We start from the raw sequence: 24270 nt of genomic DNA, 5'->3' as shown, positions 1-24270 counted from the left end.
GGATGTTGACATACCGCCAGAACGCCTGCATGAGTGTGAGCGCACACGCGCACCCCTTTCACCGGCCAATCCGGCCCACCCGCAGGCTACTTGGGAGGCATGTTGCACTTCCGCACCCGCCCGCTCCTCCGGCGCACCGCTCTCACCGGAGCCGCCCTGCTTGCCGTCACGGCCGCAGTTCCGCAGGCCTCGGCCGCGGCTGTTGCCGACCGCGGGCCGTCGGGCGGCGGCTTGTCCGCCGTCATCCGGTACACCGAGAACGGCGTCCCGCACATCCTGGCCCGCGACTACGCCAACCTCGGCTTCGGCACCGGCTGGGCCCAGGCCTCCGACCAGGTCTGTCTGCTCGCCGACGGATTCGTGACCGTCGCCGGCGAGCGCTCGCGCTGGTTCGGCGCCGAAGCGGCGCCCGACGGCTCGCTCTCCTCCGCGGCCAAGAACCTGACCAGCGACCTGTACTTCAAAGGCGTACGCGAGTCCGGCACCATCGAGAAGCTCCTCGCCACGCCGGCCCCGGCCGGTCCCACCCGGGACCTCAAGGAGTTGATGCGCGGCTGGGCCGCCGGCTACAACGCCTGGCTGGCCCAGCACGAGATCACCGACCCGGCCTGCAAGGGCGCACGCTGGGTGCACCCGGTCAGCGCCCTCGACGTGGCCTCCCGCGGCTTCGCCATCTCCGTGCTCGGCGGTCAGGGGCGCGCCGTCGACAACATCGCCGCGGCTCGGCCGCCGGGCACGACGGCCGGCGCCAGAGCCGGCACCACGGCTGATCGGCCCGCCGACGCGGCTGCTCGTACCTCGCCGGCGGCCGAGGTCGACCCGGCGACCGCCGCCGAGGCCGCCCGGGCCTTCTTCGACACCGGCCGCTACGACATGGGCTCCAACGCGGTGGCCTTCGCCGGCTCCACCACGGCGAACGGCCGCGGCCTGCTGCTCGGGAACCCCCACTACCCCTGGCAGGGCGGGCGCCGGTTCTGGCAGTCGCAGCAGACGATACCCGGCGAACTGAACGTCTCGGGCGCCTCCCTGCTGGGCACCGCCGTGGTGAACATCGGCTTCAACGAGAAGGTGGCCTGGAGCCACACCGTGGCCACCGGCACCCCCGTCAACCTGCACCAGCTCACCCTGGACCCGGCCGACCCGACGACCTACCTGGTCGACGGAAAGCCGGAGAAGATGACCCAGCGGACGGTCAGCGTCCCGGTGGCGGACGGCGCCCCCGTCACCCGCACCCAGTGGTGGACCCGCTACGGACCCGTGATCACCGGCCTCGGCCCGAGCCTGCCGCTGCCCTGGACGGCCGGTACGGCGTACGCGCTGAACGATCCGAACGCGGCGAACCTGCGCGGCTCCGACACCGCCCTCGCCCTGGGCAAGGCCCGCTCGGTCGCCGGTCTCCAGGACGCGCTGAAGCGCACCCAGGGCCTGCCCTGGGTCAACACCGTCGCCGCGGACTCGGCCGGCGGCACGCTGTTCACCCAGTCCCAGGTGCTCCCCCGGATCACCGACGAACTCGTCGCCCACTGCTCCACCCCGCTCGGCAGGGCCACGTACCCCGTCGCGGGCCTGGCGGTCATCGACGGTGCGCGCGGCGACTGCGCGCTCGGCTCGGACCCGGACGCGGTGCAGCCCGGGGTGTTCGGCCCGGGGAGGGCGCCGACGCTGCGCGACGCACCGTACGTCGAGAACTCCAAGACCATGATCAAGGCATAGTTATCACGCGGCTTTGACGTGTAAATAGCAGCAGGTCAGGGCGGGTGCGGGCAGGACCGGGTCTTGCTGGTCCTGGATGGCTGCCACCATTCGGCCATACGCGCGCTCCCTCTTCTCGGAGCTGACCCAGAGCGGCTCGGTCCTGCTGGATCCCGACGAACTCCCCCACATATGAGCCCTGTTGCAGCACGGCCACGTCTTCTTCGGTGACGTCCCGGTGCTCTGCTACAAGCACAAAGGCCGCTGGATGTAAGACGAACGCGATATCCGCACTGCCGGCCGGGAACTCGCCGGGTTGGCCGTGGTCGCTGGGCGACGTCGTCGACGTGGCGGTGCTCACGTTCGGCGATCGGCAGGAGTGCGGCCTTGAGGAGTGGGCCCGGCCCACCTGGCGAGGCTGACTGGTCTCGTGGGTGTTCAACCAGGCCCTCCGTAAGGAGGCCCTGGAGGGCCGTCACAGGCACGTCCAGGCGGCCGGTCATGTCGAGCCGGGCGATTGGCGGGCTCTCCATGCGAATGGCCCGCCGAGCGGTCTGGAGTGGGACGAGTTCGTCGCGTTCAGCAGCCGCTACCAGTACCTGCAGAACATCGCAGGTACCCGGCCTCGTCAGTTCCTGAAGTGGTCCGGGGAGGGCTGGCTCCTCCCGCGCGCGTACATGGACCTCCTGGGCCGCTGGGAGCTGCGAGAGAAGGAACCTGATGACAGGGGACGGCGGTGCTCCTCCTTGCACCGGGCTGGGCTCGTACTGGGGTGCCTGGCGCGCCCCTACAACCTCGGTGTACGTACCCGCTGTCCGGCCTGTTCCGGAGCTGCGTTCCGCCCATACCCATCGCTCACCACGAAGGGATCTGGCACCTGCCCCTCGAAGCCCGCCGGGACGACATCCACACCGTGCTTGGCTACATGACACTGGCCGCTGCGGCCTGGGTCCACCGTGCCTCTCGCATCGACGACGTCCTCGCCCGCCGCCCCTGACGCCTCGAGTCCTCCTCTCCTCACGCGGCGCGTTCAGCGGCGAGGCGTCACAGGACGGCGTTCCTTCGGTGAGCCTTCACTCGTTCGACCGAGGGTCGTTGCAGGTGTGGATCAGCACCTGATGCGCGGGAGGCCCTGTGGGCCCGTCAGTTGCCATTGAAAAACTTGAGTTCCAGCGTGACGAGGGCTGGCGAGTCCAGTACTTCAGGGGCCTGGTGACCTTCGTACGCGCCGATGGTCCGAGTCACCCTTGGCCTCTGCCGTGTCTTCCCTCTTGGATATTCCGCCCGATGGTAGAGCGTGCTGACCCGTGTCTCCAGCGGAGTTCCGGCGTTCAATGGGTGTGACAGATAGTCAGTACGTAGCGGCACTGACCCGTTGCATCGAAGAGCACTACGAGGCTGTGAGGAGAGCGCACGAGGCGTGGGAGCAGTCCCAGGAGTTGGCCTCGAGCACGGCCCGTCTCGTCCAAGCCTGCCTGGCGGCAGGTACATCCTGGGCGGAGGTGGGACGACTGCTCGCCGAAGTCGTGGATGGGCCCCTCCCGAAGGACTCCTCCGGCATAGGCCTCCGGCTCCGATCTCCTTTCTGCCACCGGTACTCAATCCCGACTCGAGGCCAGCACGCGTACCGACGCAGCCCATCACTGGAAAGTCCGCCCGGCCGGTGAGTGCCGATGAGCCCGGCAGACGGTGAAATCGGCGTTGACATCCCAGGCGATCAGGCCTTTTGCGTCCGCCTCGGTCTGGAGCCGGGTGAGGATCCTGGCCCACGTTCCGTCCCGCTGCCAGCGCCTGAACAGGTCGTAGGCCCGGTCCCAGGGCCCGTATCTTCCGGGCATGGGGGGGCAGGCGTGATCGGCGATGGAGCCCGCCCGGGAAGCCGTCGCACGTTGCCACCGGGCGGGCGCTCGCATGAACGCAAGGAGCGGATGACCAGTTCCCTGCGGGGTGTCTGCTCTCGTCAGGGCGTGCTGGTTCATGCCGACGCACCATGCCGGACTCCTGCCCGGAACAGCGGTAGATCCACCATGCCGGGCAAGAGCCATCAGACACTGCCTAGTCCTGCGCCCCGGGGGTCTCCATCTCACCGACCCCCTGACGGCACGACCAGCGGAACGCTCCCGGCTTCCGCAGGGTCGCCTCCGTACCGGGTTCCGCGCCCCGGACGTTCAGGTGATGGCCGGTGCTGAACACCAGGCGCAGGGAGCCGAACTTGAAGACGATCGCCGACAGGACGGTGGCACCGACGAGTCGGCCCCACTCCTCACCGGCAACCGCTACGGCCCCCGGAGCGGTTGCCGGCCCGTCCGTCAGGAGTACGGGGCCGGAGACCGTGAGCACCACCTCGTCGGCGAACGTCACCGAGAGGGCCGCCTCCGTACGGGAGACGGCCAGCACCGGGCTGCCCCGCAGTCCGATGCGCCAGCGGTCGCCGAGGTCCTCGATCACGACCGGCCCGGGATGTGGTCGAAGATGTTGCCGATGCTGTCACCGGGAGAACCGTCGGGCATCTGGGGGTAGACCTCTCCGGTCTTGGGGTCGATGAGCATGTCCGGGTTCTTGTTGCCGCCGATCCCGCGCCACGCTCCCTGGGCCTTCACCTTGTGGATCGCATCCTTTACCTGCTTCACCGAAAGGCCGGTCGCCTTCGCGATGGCGGCCGGCCTGCTGCACAGTCCATCGGAATTGTGGACCAGAACCGGCGTGGCACCCGCGAGCACGTAGTACGTGTGCAGGTCATTGACCGTCAGATTGTACGCGCCCTGGAGTTCCTTCCAGTGCGTGACCTTGTCGATCGCGACGGCGGTGCCGTCCGGCGTGCGGAGGGTGTCACCGGAGTTGAGGTCGGCGGCGTCCGTCCACTGCCCGCGGTTCTCCACCCAGAACGGGTGGTGGTCCGTAGCGGTGAGGGAGCCCGCCCCCTGACCGACGGTGATGCCGGTGAAGTCACGGTCGTCGGGGGTGTAGATCGTGCCGTCGACCCGGCGGGGGCCGCCGGCACCCGTCTCGGGATCGGCCGCGAGGACGGTGTCGCCCACCTTGATCTGCTCGATGGGACGGGTCGCCCCGTCACCCATCAGCACCGGCGTACCGGCCGGGAAGCTGTTGAAGCACCCGGCGACCTTCTCGGTCTTGCGGGCGGCACGGATGGCCTCCGCGGTGAGCGTGCCACCGGTCTTGACCCATTTCAGCACGACGAGCCCGCCCACGACCCGGTCGATGGTGCTCAGGCGCGCACCGGTCGCCAGGTCATCCCCGGTGATGGCTTCCACGACGCCCTTGCCGCTGCTGATGCCGGGGAGTAGGTCGAGCACCATGCCCACCCTGCGGTTCTCGGCGGCGCGCTCCTCGGGCGACTGGGGGTGCGCACCGACCCGGTCGGCGACCTGGGAGAAGTCGAACTTGAAGTCCGGCACGGCGAGGATCTTGTCGGCGGCCTTGTTGAACCCGGCGACGGCCGTGTTCATCTGCCCCATGCCCTCGTTCATCTGGCCGACGCCCTCGTTGAGCTGGGCCATCCCCCGATTGGCCTGCTTCAGGCCCTCGTTCATGCCGTCGATGCTCTTGTTGACATCGACCATGATGCCGTTCATCTCGTCCAGCGCCTCGTTCGTCTCGTCGAGGCCACGGTTGATCTGGTCCAGGGCACCGAGGACGTCGTCGATCCACCGGCCGAACGACCCGTCGGCAACGACCGGCGGCCGCTCCTCACCCGGCGGGAAGAACTGGACGGCGGTCATGAAGGCGAGCATCTCGACCGAGTCGCTCGCGGTTCCGCTGACGCGCGCCGCCAGCTCCAGCTTGGTGCGCAGCGAGTCCACGGCCGGCTTGGCCGCCTTGAACGTCTTGACGAACTGCTCCAGCGCCGCCTGCCTCTTCTTCGGGTCCGTCTCCGCCGTCGGGTGGAGCAGGAGTTCCGGCTGGAGCTTCTGGAGCGCGGCCACCTCCTTCGTGATCTCGGCGAAGGCCGGCTGCTCGTCGGCCTCCATCGCGTCCTTGAAGGTGTAGAGGACCACGCCCAGAACGAGCCCGACCTTCATCGACTTGAGCGCGAACTCCTTGGCGCACTTCGGCCGCTCAAGCAGCGGCAGTTTCTTGCAGTTCGCGTACTGCGAGACCCGGGCGGCGATCTCCAACAGCGTGGCCGGGCGGTCGAGCGGCGGCTCCGCGGCCGCAGCCGTACCGGCCGCCCCCACCGTCAGGCTCAGGACGGTGAGGAGTATGACGATCTTCTGTTTGACGTGCTGAAACATGCGTTCCCTACGACGCGGCCACAAGGGCCGCGTTCCCCGCACGGCGGCGACAGCCACCGTTGTTACTCGCGCGTAATGCGCTTGGTCGCGGACCACCGTAAGGCGCTACCGCAGGTAATGATCATTAACGTGGAACCCCGGGAGAACACGGGTCACTTGGCGCGGCAGTGTGAGGTGGGCCGCCGGGCGAGGTGGCAGCGGAGCTGCTCCTTTTCCCAGAGACCTCCTCCCGAACCCGTCGTGCGACGTTAACCTCGATTCGTCAGCGGTGATCGCTGCCGTGCGAGGTGGCGACTTCGCCCGGTTTGTCCCGGCTGGTGTCGGGTGGGGCCTTCGCGTGTCGCTGCGGCTGCGCCGGGGTTCCACTACTCCCGGGACGTACTCGTGTTCTCCTTCTTGGTCCTCGCTGCTATCAGGTGTCGGCCGTCAGGTGATGGCGGGGAGAGCGTCGATCCGGGTCCAGGCGGTGGTGAACGCGTGGACCCAGGGCCAGGTTTGCTCGATCCGCGACCAGCGGCGTCGCGCGTGACGGGCGAGGCGGGCGGGCAGGTGGTAGAGGCGGAAGCGGATGGTGTCGGGGTCGGCGTCGGCCAGGTCCGCCTGGTCGTGCAGGGCCAGGAGCCTGAGCCAGGCGTCCAGGTCACACGCGAGGTTCGCGGTCAGCATCCACGCGCGGTTCACGGGGAAGGACTTCGAGGGGAGGTTCGCCAGGCCCATGTTCTTGTTGGTGCGGACGCGGTCTTCGACGCCGGCGTGGGAGCGGTGCACGGCGTCGAGCCGCTGAGCCTGGTGGGAGCCGGGGATCCGGGTCATCTTGCGGATGTTGGTCGCGGTGATCGAGTACCGCCAGCCGGCCTGCCGCTCGAACGCGGTGAGGTTCTTGATCTGCCGGCCGGACGGCTTGACGCGGCGGACGATCAGCCGTGTCCCTTCGGGCCAGCCGTTCCGGGTGTTCAGGCCGGTCAGCTCTGCGGTGAAGTAGCCCTCCTGGAGCGTGCCGTCCTGGTTCAGGGAGGTCTCCCACGCCTGCTCGGGCAGGCAGGCGATCGCCTTCTCGTCCTCGGGCGTGATCTTCCAGCCGACGGTGTAGCGGACGGTGCGGCGCATCGTGTTCAGCGCGACGAGGTGTTCCAGGAGACCATGGGTGGCGCCGGCCCCGTCGACGCGGACGAGGATCTTGGCCGTGGAGGCGCCGGGGGTCTGGGCGAGTGCCTCGTTCAGGACGGTGATGTGGTCGGTGACGGTGTTCGATCCCTCGTTGCCGGGCCGAAGCAGCATCGCCAGACACTCGCCGGTGTTCGCGAACCATGCGGCCAGGGGGTGGAACCCGAAGGAATTCTTGAACGTCGCGGCCGCCTGTTCCTTCTTCGAGGCGGCCGTGGTGATCGTGGCGTCCAGATCGATGACGATCCAGCCGTTCAGACGCTTGCCCGCGATGGTCAGCCAGGGGAACCCGCCGGGTCGCAGACACAACAGCGACCACACGTGACGGCGCACTCCCGCCCGCACCTTCGCGATCCTCGCGAGCGTGGCCGTATCGAACGCGGCCAGCGTGCGGCGTGTGGTGGAGTCGGAGACCGCCGGTCCGAACAGGCCCTGATGATGGGCCTGAAGCTGTTCGGCCTCGCTCAGATTCGTCGCGCCGAGCGCGATCGCCACCGCGAGCTGAACCACCACCGAGGCCCGTTCCCGCCAGCCCGTTGCGGTGTCGGCCGGCAACACCCCCGCGAGAGCGGCCGTCAGCCCTGTACGGTCCGCCAGCCGTCGCAGCAGCACCGCACCCGCGTGCCCGATCAATCCCTTGCAGGTGGCCGTCACGACCAGCCCCCGGTCCCATCCAGTAGTCTTCGCCACCAGAAAGGTGCCCCAGATTCGTGCCGTGATGCGAACTCAACACTCACATCGTCGCAGGCCAGGCGGCACCTTTCGCTGTTGATCCGTCAGGCCGCCCTATTCCGCTGAATACCCAGGGTCGGTCAGGGCTTCGGTCAGCCGGCAGGCGAGCCATCGGTACTCGACGGCCGACAACTCCTTGGCTCCGGGGGCGACGACCTGACGGGCGTACCCCAGGAGTTCTTCGCCCATGTCGAGTTGTACTTCTTCGATGCTGTCGGCCAGTGAGGAGAGGTAACCCCTGCCGTCGGTACTGAGGTAGCAGGGGTTCCCGTCCTAAGTGGTCCATGGCAGTAAGCGAGGACCGGTCACGCCTGCTGCCGCGTCGTGGAGATCTCTGCGGCGCACGCGGTCCGCGTCGGTCCTGGATGTGCTCACCGTGCACCCCCACCTGGGTCGCCGAATGGAATACGGCGACCGTAGGGGCCGACTGTCCATCACTCCATCCATGAAGCATGCCAGTTGGCGGCGGACCGTGCCGGAAGTATCGCGTTGCGTGCTAGCTATCCGACGACGCCCAGGTAGTCGGCCATCTCGCGCATCTCTGTTGTGAGGGTGCGCTTGCGCTTGCCCAGGATCTCCTGCATGGTCTCGGCGGCCATGTTCTGGTGCCGCATCCACTCCGGTGCCGCCTACCGGGCTCGGGTCAGCTCATCCATCGCGGCCGACAGGTCCCCGGTCCGCGTGTGGGCGCGCGCCACGTCGAGGGTGAAGCGGTTCCCGTGGTTCGTGCTGGGCCTGCCCATGCGTTTCCACGCCTTGGGTGACAGCTCCTCCTGGTCCCCGACCTTGCGAACCACGGCGCGTACGTCGCCTACGACCATGGAGTCTTCGAGGGCCTTCATCGCCGCTGTGACCGGCCCGAAGACGGACCAGTGCCGTGAGACGTTGCAGTGCGACGTGCTGACAGCGGCTGCCGCCACGGGGCTGTCTTCCGATATTCCTTGCTGACGCTGGCGTACATCCACTCGGTCCTCAAGTCCGCCCTTGAGCACGCAGTGCGCGAGGAGGAGATCACGCGCAATGTCGCCCGCAACGTCCGCACCGGCGCACCCCGCCCCCGCCGCTAGGTTGCCGCTGCGGTCATCAAGGAGGTACAGGTGCCCGTCCGTGTCGCGCGCCGCAGCGATGATGCCGGTCTCGTCCCCGATGGCGGACTCGCCGCCAGCCGGGTCGACCGCCACCACGATCCTGCTGAGGTCGATTCCGCACAGCTGGGCGGCCAAGATGCGGTGGTCGGTGATCCACGTCCAGTCCCAGACGCCGCCGTCTTGAGGGCGGCTGCTGCATGTAGAGCGACCAATGCAGCTGTCCACGCCCTGACGGAGCTCGCGAGTCCGCAGCACGGCTCTGTGCCGACTTCGGGGTGCAGTGACGACCGCCTCAACGGCCGCAGGTAACTTTTACATAACACGCAAGCCTCCCTCTTTGAGGTGCTTAGTGGGCATTTGCCCGGTCGATTTGGGCCAGTCCCCGACCAGATCCAGGCTCCACCTCGATAATCCAGCCTGGTTTTCCAGGCTGGATTATCTATCCTGTAAGCACGGCCGAGAGAGGAGGAGCGATGGACGACGGTTCACTGCCGCTGGGTTGCGACATCACCCGTGAGGAAGTACGCGCGCTGTACGGGGGGCCCACCCAAGGGGGGATCTCGCCGTCCAAGACGAGCGACAGGATCATGCTCTTCACGGGACCGTCCACCGAGACCAACGAACTCGAAGGTTGGGGCTCCGACGGTTGCTACCACTTCATGGGCCTGGGCGCGTCCGGCGATCAGGTCATGAAGCAGGGCAACCGCTCCCTGGCCAACCACAAGCAAGATGGCCGCCAGCTGCACCTCTTCATCCTGGCGCCGGACCCGGGCAGCCCAAGGCTGTACCGTTACGTCGGCCGGTTCGAACTTGACCCGTCCAACCCGCACTACAAGGCGGACGCGGTCGGCTACGACGGAGCCATGCGAAGCGTGATCATCTTCCGCCTTCGCCCGGTGGGGAAGGTCAGCACCTACGGACCTCGGCTCGCAGTTACACCAGCACAGGAACTGACAATTCAGGCTGCACCTCTGCGTCTATCCCGAGAGCCTGTGACTAGGGTGATGCGGCCTTCCACCGCCCGTACGGAAGGTCTGCTGCTCCAGGAGTACGCCCACCACCTGCGTTCTCTGGGGCGTGACGTATCCCAAATGCAGATCAACGTCGCAGGCGAAGCCGGCGCGTTGGTGATCGATCTTCTTGATAAGACCGAGAACCGGCTGATCGAAGTGAAGTCCAGCGCCACCCGCAGCGCGGTACGAGCAGCCATCGGGGCCCTGATGGACTACCGGCGCTTCCTCAACCCCACACCACGGCTCGCGGTGCTAGTTCCTGACAAGCCACGCGAGGACCTTCTCGATCTCTGCGCGTCCCTGTGCGTTGAGGTCATCTGGCGCGGCGAAAACGGGGGGTTTGTATCGAGTGATGACTGACGGTTGAGGCGGCAAGCGCACTGACATGCGTCGCCGTCTCAACCGCCTCGCGGCTTCCACAGGGTTCCTAGTACTCCAGCCGTAGATCGTGATCTTCATGGCTGGGCGGCTGCTTGCCGTCGGTAGTGGCAGTCGCGGGCGCGGGCCTGGTGTCGGCGTCGCCAGTGTGACCAGCGGAGTCGGTGCGCGAGGTCGTGGGCCCGGCTGGTCAGGGTGGTGAACAGGCGTTGGATCTCGTTGCAGGTCAAGGGGATCAGGTCGTCGGGGGCGGGGTGGTCGCGGCGTTCGGCGGCTGCGGTGACGGCGAGGAAGGCGTGGGCGAGCATCGCGAGGGTGACCCAGCGGTGCCAGGAGGTCCAGCGGCGGACCTGGTGCTCGTCCAGTCCCGCCAGGCCCTTGCCGGCCTGGAAGGTCTCCTCCACCGTCCAGCGCCGTCCGGCCACCCGCACCAGGTCGGACAGCGGGACGGAGTGGGGTGAGAAGCAGCGGTAGAAGGCGAGTTCGCCGCTTCTCCGGTTGCGGCGGACCAGCAGCCACCAGTGCCCGGGCCGGTAGGCGGGGCCGTGGATGTCGACCTGGGCCCAGTCGTAGTACCGCTCGCCCTTGGCGCCCGCTCCGGCCGAGCGCCGCTGCCAGGCCCGTTTCGGGATCTTCGCCACGATGGCCTTGGCCGGGAACTTCCCTGCCACCGTGGTGACTTGGTGGGTGCTGGAGACTGCCAGGACGTAGCCGGTCCGGCGGTCTTCCAGCGCGGCCCGCAGGTGCGGGTTGTCGCCGTAGACCTCGTCGCCGGCGACCCAGCGGGCGGGCGTTCCCGCATCCAGGGCCCGGGTGATCATCCGAGCCGCCAGTACCGGCTTGGTCGTGAAGGTGAGGTCTTCGGGGATGCCGGCGGTCCGGCAGCGGTCGAGGTCGTCGGTCCACGAGCGCGGGACGTACAGGGCCCGGTCGATCGCGGCATGCCCGCAGGCGGCGGAGTAGACGAGGTAGACGGCGACCTGGGAGTTCTCGATCCGGCCCGCCGTGCCGGTGTACTGGCGCTGGACGCCGACCGTGGCGGTGCCCTTCTTCAGGTCGCCGGTCTCGTCGACCACCAGCACGGCTTCGTCATCGGCCAGGTGCTCGACCACGTAGGCGCGTACGTCGTCGCGGACCGCGTCGGCGTCCCACTTCGCGCGGTGCAGCAGGTGCTGCATGCCGTCCGGGGTGGAGTCGCCCGCGTGCTCGGCCAGCGTCCAGCAGTTCTTCCTTGGCAGGTCCGCCAGCAGGCCCAGCACCAACGCCGTTGCGTGGCGGCGTGGTTCGACCCGCGCGAACCGGCCCGCGATGCGGCCCGTCAGCTGGTCGAACATCGACCGCCACCGGGCAGGCACTACGCTGTGACCTGCGGCCACCGCCTGATCTTCGTTGGTCGACACAACTCACGATGATCAACGGTGGCCGCAGCCGTCTCCGCACCGGCCCCGACCAGCAAGATCACGACCTACGGCTGGAGTACTAGTCGGCCTGCAGTACGAAGAACAGGAAGCACAGGAAGCGCGGCTTGGCCGCTATGGCCTCGGGGAACATCTCGCGGGCGGCGGGATCAGGCTCCGGCTCGCTGATGACCGTAATCCGGAAACCGGCCCCGATGAAAGCCTCGATCATCGCGTGCAGCGGCCTGTTCCACCTGCTCACGAGGGCGGTATGGCCGCCAATGGTCCACTCCACGGTCCATTTGGTGGTGTCGAAGTAGTTGTGCTCGGCCTCGCGACCGGCCTCGCGGTGTATGAGGTTGATGGCAAAGGGATGGTCGACAGATGCGATCAGCCGACCGCCGGGCCTGAGTACGCGTCGCAGCTCGGCCAGCGCCGGCCCCCAGTCCTCCAGATAGTGCAGCACCAGGGACGCCGTTACATCGTCGAATGTGTCATCAGCGTAAGGAAGCGGGCTGCCCAGGTCCGCCACCTGCAGGTTTGCACCGCCGCCGAGCCGCCGCCGAGCCAGCTCCAGCATCCCGGCACTCGTGTCGAAGCCACTCACAACGGCGCCACGGTCGCGCAGCGCGGCAAACAGGGCCCCCGAGCCGCAGCCGGCGTCGAGAATCCGTCGGCCGGCCACGTCTCCAGCGAGGGCCAGCATCGCGGGCCGCTCGTAGTAGGCATTGACCAGGTTGGTTTCGTTTGCGGCCTCGTACGCCTCGGCGAAGCTGTTGTAGTCGTTGGTCTTCGACGGTTCCGCACTCACTGCGGACGGCGAGACCAGCTTGGTGGAGATCGTGTGCTCTTGGCGCTCACTTGAGATCATGGTGCGGGAGACGTGTGCTGCACCAGTTCAGTTCCGGGCCGCTCCCGGCGGCCCTCACATCCTTCGAGATCCAACGAGCCGTTCGTTCCCGAGTTCGTCCAGCACCGCCCGGTGCAGCCGACGCCACAGGCCGGCCTCGGTCCATACCGACCTGCAACGAGATCCAACGCCTGTTCACCACCCTGAACAGCCGGGCCCACGACCTCGCGCACCGACTCCGCTGGTCACACTGGCGACGCCGACACCAGGCCCGCGCCCGCGACTGCCACTACCGACGGCAAGCAGCCGCCCAGCCATGAAGATCACGATCTACGGCTGGAGTACTAGGCGCTGTGGCTGCCGATACCCATGTCCAGCGAAGAACAGGAGCACACTAAGTATGAGCGATGGCACGGTGCAGGTCGAAGCCAGCGAACCCGACCCCGCGAGGGCGTGGATGTACGGAGGGGCCTTGGCGGCCGGCGTCCTGCTGGTCCTGGTCGGGGACGTGACCCCGCTGGAGGCGTCGGGATTCGTCTCCCCGTTCCTGGTGATCTACGAGCAGCGCCGGTAGTAGTGGTGGGGCGGTCACGCCGGGGCCGCCCCACGACGATGCAACGCGCCTGGTAGCCGCGATCCTGCGGCCTGTCGCTCTCCTCCAGCCCGCCGCTACCAGGTGGCCTAGGCTGATCTCGGCGCGGGGCCGTTGAGGAGTGGGACCCTTGGGCCTGCGCACGTTCGTATCCGACGCTTGGTCGTGGCTGAACTACAAGCCGATGATGACCACCGCCAGCACCGGCTTCCCCACCGGGCCCCTTCTCCGGCGGCTCGGCCGGGCTGGCTGCCACCCGAAGCGGCCCGCCGCCTGGCGGCCTACAAGATCCTTGCTGCATACGACTCCAACCAGGCAGGTGAGCTGGCCGTCCTCACCGGCAACGAAGCCGGTGGTGAGCGACGTGAGTTCGGTGATGCGGCCGTGTTCGTGAACACCACCCTCGCGCACCTGCTCGGAAAGAACCAGCAGATCGTGGCGCCGTGTGCCGAGCACGCGGGCGAAGAGGATCCGATGCCAGAAGCGATCGCGGCAGCGAAGGTCCAACAGCGCCTTCGGGAGTGGGCTGAGACGGAGCTGCTGCCCCTGCGGATGCAGGCCGCCGAGCGGAAGGCGGTCTTGCTCGGTGACGCCGTGTACCTGCTGGCCTGGGACTCCGAGAAGGGGCGCGTCCGGCTGCGCGCCCTTGATCCCGGGTTCTACTTTCCGGTCCTCGCTGAGGATGCCGACCCTGGCGACTACCCGTCCAAGGCGCATCTGGCCTGGGAGATCCCCGAGAACACTGCCCGCGGGACGAAGGCGCGGGTGCGGCGAATCACGTACGAGCGCGGGCCGATCTCCGCAGCTACCCGCAGCGCGGGCGCCGGCCGCCGGGACCTGGTCGCTGACGGATCTGGCGGATGGCTCCTCGAGCAGGGCGACGTGATCCGAGAATCAGGCGAGGCAGAACTCGTTGCCCTCGATGTCCTGCATCGTGATGCACGACTCGTTGACGCCATCGGCGCGCTGCGTCAGCACGTGTTTCGCGCCGAGCGCCATCAGCCGTGCGCATTCGGCCTCGAGTGTGGCCAGGCGCTCGTCACCCACGAGGCCGGTGCCGACCCGCACATCGAGATGCACGCGGTTCTTGACGACCTTGCCTTCGGGAACTCGCTGGAAGAGCACGCGCGGGCCCACACCCGAGGGATCAGTGCACGCGAAGTAGATCTCATCCTCAGGCGGCAGCGAGTGGTGGTACTCCTCCCACGTGGTAAAGCCCTCCGGGACTGTCGGTACGACGTACCCCAGCACCTCGCACCAGAAAGCGGCGAGGCCCGCAGGTCCCGCGCAGTCGAAGGTCACTTGGATCTGCCTGATCATTGACATCGGCGCACGATAACAGGGGGCCCTGCTCATCTCCCCGGGCGGGTGGATCCACACGTTGCCGGGAGGACGGCCCCTGCCATCCGCTGCTGTGTCGTGCGATCACAGGGCTGAACCGAGGTCGACGCCTCTCCCAAAGGGTGGGACCCAGGATCCGATCTCAGCCTGCCACTCTCGTGCCAAAGATCAGTTACGGGACAGCCCTCAGGACCCAGGCCGAAGTAGGCGGCCTCTCCATAGGTCAAGCCGCCTTCGTCCACCGCCTGAGCACCCTGCAACGCCCCAGGCTGCGTGGCGTTCCCTTCTCCTTCGTCCGCGTCGACCGGGTCGGGAACATGTCCAAGCGACAGTCCGCCACCGGATTCCACTTCTCCCGGGCCGGCGGCACCTGCCCGCTGTGGAACGTGTACGAGGCCTTCGCCGCGCCCGGCCGGATCCACGTACAGATCGCCGCCATGCCCGACGGACAGCGGTACTTGTGGACCGCCCGTGCCGTCACCCGCCACCGCGGCGGCTCGGGCGAACCCGGCAAGACCTTCGCCATCGGCCTCGGATGCGAGATCCGCCACGCGCCCCGGCTCGTCTACTCCGACGGGCTCGACCTCGGCAACGCCGCGGCGGCCACCCCCATCGGCATGGGCTGCCGGCTCTGCGAACGCCTCGACTGCCCGCAGCGCGCGGTTCCGCCCCTCGGCCGCCCGCTCGCGGTCGACGAGAACAGCAGCACCTTCATCCCCTACCCGGTCGCCCGCGACCGGGGGTAAGCACCAGGCTCAGCCCAGCCGGAGCGCCTCCGCCGCGGTCACAGGGTCCCCCGCCCGCACACCGTGGAACACGTAGGCGAGCACCTCGGCGCCGCGGACCACGCGGGGGCCCGGCCGGTTGAAGTACGCGGGGCCGTCCAGCACCCACACATCCCCTGCCCGAACAGCTGGCAGCTGTTTCCCAGCCGGGCAGCGACGTGAGCAGGTCGAGCTCCGTCAGGGTCCGCTCGGGCGGGAAGCCGCAGGGCAGGACGAGGATCACGTCCGGGTGCGCCTCGCGTACCGCCTCCCACGTCATCGGTTTGGTGTGCTCACCCGGCTCGGCCAGCAGCGGCTCGCCGCCCGCCGCGGCGATCTGTTCGGGTACCCAGTGGCCGGCGGGCCACAGCGGGTCGAGCCACCGATGGCGACCACCCGGGGCCTTGAGTCGGCCCGCCTGGCAGCACTCACCGGCCTTGCCGAGGCCTGGATCGCGGACGTGGAGGCGGGAAGGGCCTGGATCGACCGGCGCGGTGTGCTGAATGTGCTCGCTGCCACGGGCACACCCAGGTTCACCGGCACGACGCCTTCTTCCGGTCCGTCAACGTCGCCATCGCCGCCGACCCGTTCCGCCCGTCGCTCACCTGTTTGATCACTGCCTCGCTTCGACGCGGTACTCTGCCCCGCGTTGCCGAGAACTCCAACGACAGCGCCTGGCTGGCCAATGCCGACCGACCGCTGACCGGATACGAGCGGATCTGGGGCAACGTCTCCGCCCCGCGGTCGCTGCGCACCCGCGGGGCCGTCGAGGACGTGGCGGCCATGGCCGGGAAGGGCCGGCTCACCGTGGCCGACCTCCAGCAGCAGCAGTTCGCCAACCGGGTCCCGGCCGGTGACCTGGCGGCTGCCGACGCGGCGAAGGCATGCGCGGCGCTGCCGGGCGGGACGGCGACCGCGAGCAACGGCGCCGCGGTGGACGTGTCGGCCGCGTGCGCGGTACTGGCGGACTGGGACCGCACGGCCGACAGTGCCAGCCGCGGCGCGCTGCTCTTCGACCGGTTCTGGCGCCGGCTCACGGCGGGCACGGCGGCCAAGGACCTGTGGCTGGTGCCGTTCTCGGCGGCCGATCCCGTACGCACGCCCCGTACGCTCGACCCGGCGGCACCCGGGATCGGGCGGGCACTCGCGGACACGGTCGCGGAGCTGACGGCGGCGGGCATCGCCCTGGACGCGCCGTTGGGCGAGCACCAGTTCGTGGTGCGCGGCGGGCAGCGCCTTCCGGTCGCGGGCGGCACCGAGGCACTGGGCGTCTGGAACAAGATCGAGGCCCCGTGGAACGCGGCGGCCGGGGGCTATCCGGAGGTCGTGCACGGCTCCAGCCACATCCAAGCGGTCGGCTGGGACGGCGGCCGCTGTCCGGTGGCGCGCACCCTGCTGACGTACAGCCAGTCGTCGAACCCGGCCTCGCCGCACTACGCCGACCAGACCCGGCTGTTCTCCCAGGAGCGGTGGGTGACCTCGCGGTTCTGTGAGCGGGACATCCTGGCCTCGCCGCAGCTCACGGTGGTACGGGCGCACGAGCGCCGCTGAGCCGACCCGGACCCGGCGGGGACGGCTGCGGCCCGCCCCCGCCGGGCACCCACGGGCTCACGGGCTCACGGGCTCACGGCGAGGAACAGGTACGCGGCCAGCACCACGAGGTGCACGCCGCCCTGGAGCACGGTGGCCCGGCCCGGGGCGATGGTGAGGGCACTGACCACGATCGTCAGCGCGAGCAGCACCATGTGGATCGGGCCGAGGCCGAGCAGCAGCGGCCCGGAGAGCCAGACCGAGGCCAGCGCGATGGCCGGGATGGTCAGGCCGATGCTCGCGATGGCCGAGCCGTAGCCGAGGTTGAGGCTGGTCTGAACGCGGTCGCGGCGGGCGGCGCGGACCGCGGCCAGGGTCTCGGGGGACAGCACCAACAGGGCGATGATCACGCCGACGACGGCGTTGGGCAGCCCCGCCTTGACCACGCCCGCCTCGATGGTGGGCGAGACGGCCTTGGCGTCGCCGACGACGGCGACGAGCGCGACCAGCAGCAGGCCGAGGCTGACCAGGGCGGCCTTGGAGGTGGGCGGCTCCGCGTGGCCCGCCTCGTCCACGGGGTCCGTGGTGGCCTCGTCCTGCGCGGTGGCGTCGACGGCCACGGGCAGGAAGTAGTCCCGGTGGCGGACCGTCTGCACCATGATGAACAGCCCGTACAGGGCGAGCGAGGCGACGGCGGCGAAGGTCAACTGGGCGTTGGAGAACTCCGGCCCCGGCTTCGTGGTGGTGAACGTCGGCAGGACCAGGCTGAGGACGGCCAGGGTCGCGACGGTGGCCAGTGCCGCGCCGGAACCCTCGGCGTTGAAGACGGCCACCCGATTGCGCAGGGCGCCGACGAGCAGGGACAGCCCGACGATGCCGTTGCAGGTGATCATGACGGCGGCGAAGACGGTGTCCCGGGCGAGGGAAGCGGTCTTCTCGCCGCCGTCGGCCATCAGAGTGACGATGAGAGCCACTTCGATGACGGTGACCGCGACGGCGAGGACGAGCGAGCCGAAGGGCTCACCCACTCGGTGGGCGACCACCTCGGCGTGGTGGACGGCCGCCAGCACCGCGCCACCCAGGCACAGGGCGACCAGGGCCACGACGAGTCCGGGGAGATCGCGCCCCCAGCTGAAGACGAGCGCGACGAGCGCCACGACGGGGACCACGACGGTCCAGTCGGTCAGGGGGGATGTGCGGGTTCCCGTAGGCATATCAGCCAACTTGCCAGAAGTGTCCTCTCGGTGCGGCGCGAGGGGCGCTTCCGATGCGGTGACGTGGCACTTCTCACGAATCCTCGGGCGTGGCGCCCCTCGCGGCGACGCTCCCCGGTTCCGGGCGCCCGGAGCCGGGAGCCGGGGGGTGTCGTGGCCACGGGGCGGAGCCCGGTCGCCGGGGCGGTCGCTCACACGGCGCGTTCGCGCCCCTCCCAGTACGGATCGCGCAGCCGCCGTTTGTACAGCTTGCCGTTCGGGTCGCGCGGCATCGTTTCGATGAAGTCGATCGACTTGGGGCGCTTGAAGCCGGCGAGCTGGCCCTCGCAGTGGTGCAGGATCTCCGCGGCGAGGGCGTCCCCCGCCACGAAGCCCTCGGCCGGTTCGATGACCGCCTTGACCTCCTCGCCCCAATCGGCGTGCGGAATCCCGAAGGCCGCGGCGTCGGCGACCGCCGGGTGGGTGAGCAGGGCTGATTCGATCTCGGCCGGGTAGATGTTCACCCCGCCCGAGATGATCATGTCGATCTTGCGGTCGCGTAGGAAGAGGTAACCTTCTTCGTCCAGCAGCCCCAGGTCCCCCACCGTGAAGAAGTCGCCGATGCGGTTCTTCCTCGTCTTGCCCTCGTCCTTGTGGTAGCTGAACCCGCCGGTGTTCATCTTCAGGTAGACGGTGCCGAGTTCGCCGGGCGGCAGCCGATTGCCCTCGTCGTCGAAGATGGCGAGTTCGCTGATCGGCCAGGCCTTCCCGACCGTTCCCGGCTTCTTCAGCCAGTCCTCGGCGGTGGCGAAGGCGCCGCCGCCCTCGCTGGCCGCGTAGTACTCCTCCACGCAGCTGCCCCACCAGTCGATCATCGCCCGCTTGACGTGGTCGGGGCAGGGCGCGGCCCCGTGGATCGCATGCCGCATCGAGGAGACGTCGTACGCGTCCTTCGTCTCCTGCGGGAGCGCGAGGAGCCGGTGGAACTGCGTCGGGACCATGTGGGTGTGCGTGCACGCGTGGGTGTCGATGAGCCGCAGCATCTCCTGCGGGGTCCACCGGTCCATCACGACGAGCGGGTGTCCGATGTGCAGGGCGGCGCCCGCGAATTGGAGGACCGCGGTGTGGTAGAGCGGCGAGCAGACCAGGTGCACGTTGTCGTCGAAGGGCCGGATGCCGAAGATCCCGAGGAAGCCGCCGAGGTACGTCTCCTCAGGGAGCTTGCCGGGCAGCGGGCGGCGGATGCCGCGCGGGCGCCCGGTGGTACCGGAGGTGTAGTTCATGACCCAGCCCAGGGTCCGGCCCTCGGGGGGCGTGGCGGGCCGTGCGGCGAGGAGTTCGGGGTACGGGCGGAAACCCGCCACGGCTCCGACTGCGTAGCGGTGGCTCTCGGGCAGGCCCGCCTCGTCGGCCGCGGCCTTGGCTGCGTCGGCGAAGCGCTCGTGGGCGATGAGGACCTTGGCGCCGGAGTCGGAGACGATCCAGCCGATCTCGGGCCCGACGAGGTGGTGGTTGACGGGGACGAGGTAGAAACCGGCCTGGGAGGCGGCGAGGTAGGCGGTGAAGAACTCGACGCCGTTGGGGAGGACGACGGCGAACGCGTCGCCCTTCTTCAGGCCCGCGGCCCGCAGCCCGTGGACGAGGCGGTTGACGTCGGCGTGCAGTCGGCCGGCGCTCCACTCCTCGCCCTCCGGGGTGATCAGTACGGTGCGCTCCGGGTCGGCGGCGGCCTGCGCCCAGAAGCCGTTGGGACGCTTCGTGTCGGTCATGGTCCTCGCCCCTCAGGCCCGGCCCGCAATGCGGGTGATGCGGTCGAGGGCACGCTCGAAGCCGCTGGTGAGCTCGTCGAAGACGGCCTGGACGCTGCGCTCGGTGTTCATCCGGCCGACGATCTGGCCGACGGGGGTGCCGAGCAGCGGCTGGACCTCGTACTTCTGGATCCGCGAGACGGCCTCGGCAACGAGGAGGCCCTGCAACGGCATCGGAAGGGCGCCGGGGCCGTCCGGGTCGTCCCAGGCGTCGGTCCATTCGGTGCGCAGTTGGCGTGCGGGCTTGCCGGTGAGGGCGCGGGAGCGCACGGTGTCGCCGGAACCGGCCGCGAGCAGCTTCTCGGTGAGGGCGCGGGAATGCAGGTCGGCTTCGGTGGTGGTGAGCCAGAGGGAGCCGAGCCAGGCGCCCTGGGCGCCGAGGGCGAGCCCGGCGGCGATCTGCTCGCCGCTGCCGATGCCGCCGGCGGCGAGGACCGGGAGCGGGGCGACGGCCTCGACGATCTCGGGGACCAGGACCATGGTGGCGATGTCGCCGGTGTGGCCGCCGGCCTCGTAGCCCTGGGCGACGACGACGTCTATGCCGGCGTCGGCGTGACGGCGGGCGTGCTTGGCACTGCCCGCGAGGGCGGCGACGAGGACACCGTGGTCGTGGGCGCGCGCGATGACGTCGGCGGGCGGGGAACCGAGGGCGTTCGCGAGGAGTTTGATGGGGTAGTCGAAGGCGACGTCGAGCTGGTTGCGGGCGACCTGCTCCATCCAGCCGGTGATCCGCCAGCCGGAGGCCTCGCCTTCGGCGAGCTCCGGGACGTGGTGCTTGGCCAGGGTGTCGCGGACGAACGCGCGGTGCCCCGCCGGGATCATCGCCTCGATGTCGGCCTCGCTGATGCCGTCGACGGCCTTCTTCGCGGGCATGACGACGTCGAGACCGTACGGCTTGCCGCCGGTGTGCGCCTGCATCCAGTCGAGGTCGCGCTTGAGGTCGTCGGGGGCGGTGTAGCGGACGGCGCCGAGGACGCCAAATCCGCCCGCGCGGGTGATGGCCGCGGCAACCGCCGGGAAGGGCGTGAAACCGAAGATGGCGTGTTCGACTCCCAGTTTCTTGCTCAGCTCCGTCTCCATGGGCGGCAGCATGCCGCAGCGCGGCGGCCGAGGGAAGAGATTTTCTGATGCAGCGTCAGATTCTTTACGGGCCCGTCGGTGCGGGGCCCGTCGTGCCGACGGGCAGATACTTCGGGAGGGTGCGGCACTGACGGGAGGACCGGTCATGGAGGACCACGGGGCAGCAGACGGGAGGGGCGCCACGGGAGCGGCCGTGACACCCCTCGGCGGGAACGCGAGCGAGCTTCCGGCCGGAGCGCGGGCCCACAATGGACAGCCGAATCCCCCGGCTGACGCAGGCGCTAGCCCCGACGCCGAGGCCGGCGCCGCGTCCGCGGGCGGGACCGGGACCGCGGGCAGGGCCGGGGCCGGGACCGCGGGCGGGGCGCTTGCCGGGGCCGGCGTGGGGGCGCGCAGCGGAGCGGTAGCCGAGGACCGCACCTGGCGCGAGCCCCACGCGCAGGCAGGCGCGGCCGGGACGGGGGTGAGTCGGCGGCGGCTCGGAGCCCGGTTGCTGGCGCTCGGCGGAGTGCTCGTACTCCAAGCCGCGCTGCCCGGGGCCGCGGGCGCCGCGGGGAGCCCGGCCGAACGGCGCGCACTCCAGGGGTTGAGGCTGCGGTACGGGTCCGCACGACAGGCAGGGCTGATCGAGAGGCACCTGGAAGGGGTGGCGGACGAGGCCCGGCGCTTCCTCGGCCCGTCCCCCGAGCACCCGTACTACGCGGGGGCCGTGGTGCTGGCCGGCCGGGGCCGCACCGTCGCCCTGCACCGCGCGATGGGCGAGGCGGTCCGGTACGCGGACTACGACGGCCGCACCGACCGGGTGCGGGAATTCCCGGCGGCGGAGCGCATCCCGATGGCCGAGGACACCGTCTTCGACCTCGCGTCACTGACGAAGCTGTTCACCTCGCTCCTGGCCGTGCAGCAGATGGAGCGCGGCCAGCTGGAGCTGGAGACCCCGGTGGACCGGTACCTGCCCGAGTTCACGGGCGGGGGCAAAGAACTGATCACCGTCCGCCAACTGCTCACCCACACGTCAGGGCTCCGCTCCTGGGCGCCCTTCTACCAGCAGTCCACCCGTGCGGGGCAGTTGAGGCTGCTGTGGTCCGTGCGTCCGCAGGAAAACCCGGGGACGGTGTACCGGTATTCAGATCTGAACCTCATCACACTCCAGCTGCTCCTGGAACGGATCACCGGTCACACTCTGGATGTCCTGCTCCACGACGAGATCACCGCTCCGCTCGGGATGCACCGCACTCGCTACAACCCACCGCTCTCCTGGCGTCGCGTCACCGCCGCCACCGAGGTGCAGCGCCCGCCCTGGTCCGGCCTGAACCGCGGACTCGTCTGGGGCGAGGTCCACGACGAGAACGCCCACGCCCTCGGTGGCGTCGCCGGCCACGCCGGCGTCTTCGGCACGGCCTGGGACCTGGCCGTCCTCGCCCGCACCCTCCTCGACGGCGGCGCCTACGCCGGCAAGCGCATCCTGCGCCCCGCCTCCGTGGAGCTGCTGTTCACCGACTTCAACACCGCCTTCCCCGGCGACGACCACGGCCTCGGCTTCGAGCTCTACCAGCACTGGTACATGGGGGCCATGGCCACCCCGCACTCCGCCGGCCACACCGGTTTCACCGGCACCTCGCTGGTCCTGGACCCGTCCACCGACTCCTTCCTGGTCCTGCTCGGCAACTCCGTCCACCCCGTGCGCACCTGGCGGGCCGGCAGCGCGCCGCGGGTCGCGGTCGGCAACCGCTTCGCCCGCGCCGTCCCGGTCCGAACGAAGCACGGCGGCCCGGCCTGGTACTCCGGCATGGAGACCGGCGGCTCCGGCACCCTGACCCTGCCACCGCTGACCCCGGCCACGACGGCCGCCCGACTGCGGTGCGGCGTGTGGTGGGACACCGTGCCCGGCGAAGGCTCCTTCCACGTCGAGGCGTCGGCCGACGGGAGCAACTGGGAGCCGCTGCCGTTCAGCACCCTGCGCTCCACCGGCGGTTCCCCCGAACAATGGCCGCAGGGCTCCGCAGGCGGCTGGTCGGGCCGCATCTGGCACCGCCTCGAAGCCCCGCTCGACGCCTGGGCGGGGCGTCCGGTGCGCCTGCGCTTCCGCCACACCGCCACCGGCCGTTACGTCGGCCGCGGGGTGTACGTGGACGTCGTACGGGTGGCGGAACCGGCGCGGCTCCGGTTCACGGAGGACCGCCCGGCCGACGCGTCCCGCATCGAGGCCGTCGGCTGGACCCGTTCGGCGGACTGACCGACCGACCGGACGGCGGCGGCCGTGGCGCCGGGGGAGGACGGTCGGCAGGTCGGCCCCGTCACACGAGCCGTTCCGATTCAGTGGCCGCCAGGCAGAACGGGTGACCCGCCGGGTCCGCGTAGACGCGCCAGCCGCCGGCGTCGGGGCGGGCGTCTGCCGTCATGGCAGGCTGAACCACCGTGGGGTCGATTCGCCGCTGTGCGACCCGAGGGGCGGCCTACGCGGCGAGCCGTCCGCCGGGCAGCCACCGCCCACGCATCACCGACCTGGTCGGCGGTCAGCCCGCGTCGGCTTCTGTTCCCCACGTGGAGCGGAGTTGCGCGTCGACGTCGCCGGCCTGGCGAAGACCCGCCCGGTAGGCCGGTTCCCAGGCTGCCAGGTCGCCCAGGTCCGAGCCGAAAGCGCGCACCGAGGCCGGATCGGGGCTGATGGTCACCACGGTGTCCGCCTCCACGGCCGCCAGCTGCTGGTTGAGTGGCTCGCGGGGGAAGAGGTGGGCCATCGGCTCGACCACGACCAGCGTGCGGGCTCCGGCAGCGAGATCGGCATTGGGGCCCGACCGCAGCGCGCCGTCCATGTACCGCCGACCGTCGATGGCAACGGGCGGCGCGGCTCCGGGGAAGGCGCTACTCGCCGCCACCGCGCGCACCAACGGAACGCCGCTGTCGCGGTCCCACACCACGGGCTCACCGGTGGTTGCGTCCACCGCGGTGATCAGCAGTCGCCGCTCCGGCCACTCGTCCGCACCGATCAAGGCGGCGCGCCCCGCGATCAGCGCCTCGTCGGCCTGGGGGTCGGTGCTGTCGAGCGCGAGCCGGCCGACGCGACGTCTGGCCTCGCCGGGTCCCAGGCTGCGGTCTCCGAGCACGGCGAACACCTGGCCCATCCGCCCGGGGTCCGCCTTGAGCCTGTGAGCCGCCGGGCGATTTGAAGTCGCGAGCCGCCCCGGGTCCTGCCCAGTGGCGAGTATCGCTCCGACGATCGCGCCGGCCGACGTGCCGACGATCAGGTCGGCCTCGCCCAGATCCACGCCGTCGCGGCGCAATCCGTGGGCCAGCCCGGCCATCCAGGCCGTGCCGACGTGACTCCCCGGACCCAGGACGAGTGCTCGGTCGAAGGCGTGCAAGGTGGTCTCCCCTCGTTATTGAAACAGTCG

The 24270-nt window shown here is 69.8% G+C and carries 18 protein-coding genes and 5 pseudogenes; 9 read left to right on the top strand and 14 right to left on the bottom strand.

Going from position 1 to position 24270, the window contains the following annotated elements:
- Positions 1-99: 99 nt before the first annotated feature.
- Positions 100-1692 (top strand): annotated as a pseudogene (locus ABZZ20_RS01815) (penicillin acylase family protein); the annotation flags it as partial.
- A gap of 2055 nt (positions 1693-3747) precedes the next feature.
- On the opposite strand, the gene ABZZ20_RS01810 reads toward ABZZ20_RS01815, so the two are convergent.
- The 5 genes from ABZZ20_RS01810 to ABZZ20_RS01790 form a co-directional block, all read right to left on the bottom strand.
- Positions 3748-4140, bottom strand: a complete 393-nt coding sequence (locus ABZZ20_RS01810; RefSeq protein WP_356865640.1) for a DUF6188 family protein — start codon at positions 4138-4140, stop codon at positions 3748-3750.
- Positions 4137-5945 carry a polymorphic toxin-type HINT domain-containing protein gene (locus ABZZ20_RS01805; protein ID WP_356865638.1) on the bottom strand — a complete coding sequence of 603 codons (1809 nt, stop codon included), beginning with the start codon at positions 5943-5945 and terminating at the stop codon, positions 4137-4139. The genes ABZZ20_RS01810 and ABZZ20_RS01805 overlap by 4 nt, the downstream gene beginning before the upstream one ends.
- Positions 5946-6371: 426 nt before the next feature.
- The gene (locus ABZZ20_RS01800; RefSeq protein ID WP_356865636.1) at positions 6372-7799 is read right to left on the bottom strand and encodes an IS1380 family transposase; all 1428 of its coding nucleotides are present in this window, start codon (positions 7797-7799) and stop codon (positions 6372-6374) included.
- Between the two features lie 96 nt (positions 7800-7895).
- Positions 7896-8030 (bottom strand): hypothetical protein, encoded by a 135-nt coding sequence (locus ABZZ20_RS01795; protein WP_356865634.1) that lies wholly within the window; start codon positions 8028-8030, stop codon positions 7896-7898.
- 440 nt (positions 8031-8470) lie between these two features.
- Entirely contained in the window at positions 8471-8683 is a 213-nt protein-coding gene (locus tag ABZZ20_RS01790) for a hypothetical protein (RefSeq protein WP_356865632.1), read from the bottom strand.
- A 96-nt stretch (positions 8684-8779) separates the two neighbouring features.
- Here ABZZ20_RS01790 and ABZZ20_RS01785 point away from each other — a divergent pair.
- Positions 8780-8905: pseudogene (locus ABZZ20_RS01785) on the top strand (site-specific integrase); the annotation flags it as partial.
- A 497-nt stretch (positions 8906-9402) separates the two neighbouring features.
- Positions 9403-10302, top strand: a complete 900-nt coding sequence (locus tag ABZZ20_RS01780; protein ID WP_356865630.1) for a restriction endonuclease — start codon at positions 9403-9405, stop codon at positions 10300-10302.
- Between the two features lie 95 nt (positions 10303-10397).
- On the opposite strand, the gene ABZZ20_RS01775 is transcribed toward ABZZ20_RS01780, so the two are convergent.
- Positions 10398-11654 carry an IS701 family transposase gene (locus ABZZ20_RS01775; protein ID WP_356865628.1) on the bottom strand — a complete coding sequence of 419 codons (1257 nt, stop codon included), beginning with the start codon at positions 11652-11654 and terminating at the stop codon, positions 10398-10400.
- A 145-nt stretch (positions 11655-11799) separates the two neighbouring features.
- Positions 11800-12588, bottom strand: coding sequence for a class I SAM-dependent methyltransferase (locus ABZZ20_RS01770; protein WP_356865626.1), 789 nt, complete (start codon positions 12586-12588; stop codon positions 11800-11802).
- A gap of 149 nt (positions 12589-12737) precedes the next feature.
- Between ABZZ20_RS01770 and ABZZ20_RS01765 the strand changes: the two are divergent.
- Positions 12738-12887 (top strand): annotated as a pseudogene (locus ABZZ20_RS01765) (IS701 family transposase); the annotation flags it as partial.
- Between the two features lie 80 nt (positions 12888-12967).
- Complete coding sequence (locus tag ABZZ20_RS01760) at positions 12968-13141, top strand: hypothetical protein (RefSeq protein WP_356865624.1); 174 nt, start codon at positions 12968-12970, stop codon at positions 13139-13141.
- 192 nt (positions 13142-13333) lie between these two features.
- On the opposite strand, the gene ABZZ20_RS01755 is transcribed toward ABZZ20_RS01760, so the two are convergent.
- Positions 13334-13876: a hypothetical protein gene (locus tag ABZZ20_RS01755; protein WP_356865622.1), complete on the bottom strand. Its 543-nt coding sequence runs from the start codon at positions 13874-13876 to the stop codon at positions 13334-13336.
- A gap of 177 nt (positions 13877-14053) precedes the next feature.
- Positions 14054-14485 (bottom strand): VOC family protein, encoded by a 432-nt coding sequence (locus tag ABZZ20_RS01750; RefSeq protein ID WP_356865620.1) that lies wholly within the window; start codon positions 14483-14485, stop codon positions 14054-14056.
- A gap of 254 nt (positions 14486-14739) precedes the next feature.
- Here ABZZ20_RS01750 and ABZZ20_RS01745 point away from each other — a divergent pair.
- A pseudogene (locus ABZZ20_RS01745) lies at positions 14740-15246 on the top strand (short-chain fatty acyl-CoA regulator family protein); the annotation flags it as partial.
- A gap of 9 nt (positions 15247-15255) precedes the next feature.
- Here ABZZ20_RS01745 and ABZZ20_RS01740 read toward each other — a convergent pair.
- Complete coding sequence (locus tag ABZZ20_RS01740) at positions 15256-15390, bottom strand: hypothetical protein (protein WP_356865618.1); 135 nt, start codon at positions 15388-15390, stop codon at positions 15256-15258.
- A gap of 124 nt (positions 15391-15514) precedes the next feature.
- On the opposite strand from ABZZ20_RS01740, the gene ABZZ20_RS01735 reads away from it, so the two are divergent.
- A complete protein-coding gene (locus tag ABZZ20_RS01735; protein ID WP_356865616.1) occupies positions 15515-15877 on the top strand; it encodes a hypothetical protein in 363 nt (120 codons plus the stop codon).
- A 38-nt stretch (positions 15878-15915) separates the two neighbouring features.
- A pseudogene (locus ABZZ20_RS01730) lies at positions 15916-16815 on the top strand (penicillin acylase family protein); the annotation flags it as partial.
- A 65-nt stretch (positions 16816-16880) separates the two neighbouring features.
- Here ABZZ20_RS01730 and ABZZ20_RS01725 read toward each other — a convergent pair.
- From ABZZ20_RS01725 to ABZZ20_RS01715, 3 genes are all read right to left on the bottom strand, one after another.
- A complete protein-coding gene (locus ABZZ20_RS01725; protein WP_356865614.1) occupies positions 16881-18008 on the bottom strand; it encodes an ionic transporter y4hA in 1128 nt (375 codons plus the stop codon).
- Positions 18009-18199: 191 nt separating this feature from the next.
- Entirely contained in the window at positions 18200-19756 is a 1557-nt protein-coding gene (locus ABZZ20_RS01720) for an acyl-CoA synthetase (RefSeq protein ID WP_356865612.1), read from the bottom strand.
- Positions 19757-19768: 12 nt separating this feature from the next.
- Entirely contained in the window at positions 19769-20875 is a 1107-nt protein-coding gene (locus ABZZ20_RS01715; protein ID WP_356865610.1) for a nitronate monooxygenase family protein, read from the bottom strand.
- Between the two features lie 463 nt (positions 20876-21338).
- Between ABZZ20_RS01715 and ABZZ20_RS01710 the strand changes: the two genes are divergently transcribed.
- Positions 21339-23111, top strand: a complete 1773-nt coding sequence (locus ABZZ20_RS01710) for a serine hydrolase (RefSeq protein ID WP_356866120.1) — start codon at positions 21339-21341, stop codon at positions 23109-23111.
- Positions 23112-23391: 280 nt separating this feature from the next.
- Here ABZZ20_RS01710 and ABZZ20_RS01705 read toward each other — a convergent pair whose 3' ends face one another.
- Positions 23392-24240: a patatin-like phospholipase family protein gene (locus ABZZ20_RS01705; RefSeq protein ID WP_356865608.1), complete on the bottom strand. Its 849-nt coding sequence runs from the start codon at positions 24238-24240 to the stop codon at positions 23392-23394.
- Between the last annotated feature and the right edge of the window lie 30 nt (positions 24241-24270).

This window comes from Streptomyces sp. NPDC006430 (assembly GCF_040612395.1).
Taxonomy (GTDB): Bacteria; Actinomycetota; Actinomycetes; order Streptomycetales; family Streptomycetaceae; genus Streptomyces.
Note: the sequence above shows the minus strand (reverse complement) of the source record. Positions and strands in the feature narration are given on the sequence as shown.